Origin of the sequence: Streptomyces sp. NPDC006134 (genome assembly GCF_040628835.1) — a bacterium.
In the GTDB taxonomy this organism is placed as follows: Bacteria; Actinomycetota; Actinomycetes; order Streptomycetales; family Streptomycetaceae; genus Streptomyces.
On sequence record NZ_JBEXTV010000145.1, the window covers coordinates 1 to 2,102 of the forward strand.

General features: G+C 73.9%; 3 protein-coding genes. All 3 read left to right on the forward strand.

Annotated elements, in window-relative coordinates:
- On the forward strand, positions 1-461 hold a 461-nt coding region (locus ABZ340_RS36535; protein ID WP_358786206.1), incomplete at its 5' end, for a flavodoxin-dependent (E)-4-hydroxy-3-methylbut-2-enyl-diphosphate synthase.
- Positions 462-569: 108 nt separating this feature from the next.
- A complete protein-coding gene (locus ABZ340_RS36540) occupies positions 570-1,418 on the forward strand; it encodes a GNAT family N-acetyltransferase (RefSeq protein ID WP_358786207.1) in 849 nt (282 codons plus the stop codon).
- 53 nt (positions 1,419-1,471) lie between these two features.
- Complete coding sequence (locus tag ABZ340_RS36545; protein WP_358786208.1) at positions 1,472-2,005, forward strand: GNAT family N-acetyltransferase; 534 nt, start codon at positions 1,472-1,474, stop codon at positions 2,003-2,005.
- Positions 2,006-2,102: the final 97 nt, after the last annotated feature.

Here is a 2,102-nt window from a genome sequence, read left to right on the forward strand (position 1 = left end):
CCTTCGGCGCGCTGCTCTCCCAGGGCATCGGCGACACCATCCGGGTGTCCCTGTCGGCCCCGCCGGTGGAGGAGGTCAAGGTCGGCCTGCAGATCCTGCAGTCCCTGGGCCTGCGCCAGCGCGGCCTGGAGATCGTCTCCTGCCCGTCCTGCGGCCGCGCCCAGGTCGATGTCTACAAGCTGGCCGAAGAGGTGACGGCCGGTCTGACCGGCATGGAGGTGCCGCTGCGGGTGGCGGTGATGGGCTGCGTGGTCAACGGGCCCGGCGAGGCCCGGGAGGCCGACCTCGGGGTGGCCTCCGGCAACGGCAAGGGGCAGATCTTCGTCAAGGGCGAGGTCGTCAAGACCGTCCCCGAGTCCAAGATCGTGGAGACCCTCATCGAGGAGGCCATGAAGATCGCCGAACAGATGGAGAAGGACGGCGTCGCCTCCGGCGAGCCGTCGGTCTCCGTCGCCGGCTGACCCCCGCCTTCCCCGCGCCGTCCCCGAGGCAGGACCTGGGGGCGGCGCCGCCGTTTTACGGCAGGTACAGTGCGGAGACCAGCGACCTTAGAGGTGAGGCCCCGCACCGTGTTGACGCAGACCACCTCCCGCGTGCTCGAACCGGGCGACCTGGACGCCGCGCTCGCCGTCCTCGACCGCGAACCGGTCGCGAACGCCTTCGTGACCTCCCGCGTGCAGGTCGCCGGCCTCGACCCGTGGCGCCTCGGCGGCGAGATGTGGGGCTGGTACGAGGACGGCATGCTGACGTCCCTGTGCTACGCGGGCGCCAACCTCGTCCCCCTCTGCGCCACCCCCCGCGCGGTCCGCGCCTTCGCCGACCGGGCCCGCCGCGCCGGCCGCCGCTGCTCCTCCATCGTCGGCCCCGCCGGACCCACCGCCCAGCTGTGGCGGCTGCTCGAACCCTCCTGGGGCCCGGCCCGCGAGGTCCGCGCCCACCAGCCCCTCATGATCACCGACCGCATGCCCGCCGGCGTCGCCCCCGACCCCTACGTCCGCCGCGTCCGCAAGGACGAGATGGACACGATCCTGCCGGCGTGCGTGGCCATGTTCACCGAGGAGGTCGGCGTCTCCCCGCTCGCCGGCGACGGCGGCCTGCTCTACCAGGCCCGCGTCGCCGAGCTGGTCGGCTCCGGCCGCTCCTTCGCCCGCTTCGACGCCGACGGCCGCGTCGTCTTCAAGGCCGAGATCGGCGCCGTGACCGACCGGGCCTGCCAGATCCAGGGCGTGTGGGTGGCCCCCGAGTACCGGGGCCGGGGCCTCGCCGCCCCCGGCATGGCCGCCGTCCTGCGCTACGCGCTCACCGAGATCGCCCCGGTCGCGAGCCTGTACGTGAACGACTTCAACACCCCCGCCCGCCGCACCTACCGGAAGGTGGGCTTCCAGGAGGCCGGCGCGTTCATGAGCGTGCTGTTCTGACCAGCCGGGGATCCGCCCCCATACGGCCCCGCGCCGCGGGTAGGCTCCCCGCCATGGACCTCGTGATCGGCCCCCTGGACCTCCCCGCCCACGTCGACGAAGCCCTCGCGGTCCAGGCCGTCGCCTTCGGTCTGGGCGCCGACGAGGTGGCCGTACGCCGCCAGATCGTCCTGCGCCACATGACCTACCCCGGGGCCCGCGCCCTCGGCGCGACCACCACGGCGGGCGACCTCGTCGGCTTCGTCTACGGCATGCCCAACGACCGCGCCCACTGGTGGTCCACCGTCGTCGAGCCCTACCTGCGCGCCCAGGACCACGAGGACTGGCTCGACGACTCCTTCGTCATCACCGAGCTGCACGTCCACCCCCACCACCAGAACCGCGGCATCGGCCGCGCCCTGATCACCACGATCACCGACGGCGCCGCCGAGCCCCGCTCCATCCTGTCGGCCATCGACACCGAGAGCCCGGCCCGCGCCCTGTACCGCTCCCTGGGCTACCGCGACCTCGCCCGCCAGGTGATCTTCCCCAGCGCCCCCAAGCCGTACGCCGTGATGGGCGCCCCCCTGCCCCTGCGCAGGGCGTAGGGGGCTTCTGACGGATCTCCGCGGCGTCGCGACGCCCGGCACGCCCTCGAGCCCCCCCGGGCGGCGGGGGCGGTGGGGCGGGCACACCTGACCACCG

Bases quoted from the DNA above. Each gene is read 5' to 3' on its own strand.
- ABZ340_RS36545 (WP_358786208.1), top strand. From the start codon at position 1,472: ATGGACCTCGTGATCGGCCCCCTGGACCTCCCCGCCCACGTCGACGAA.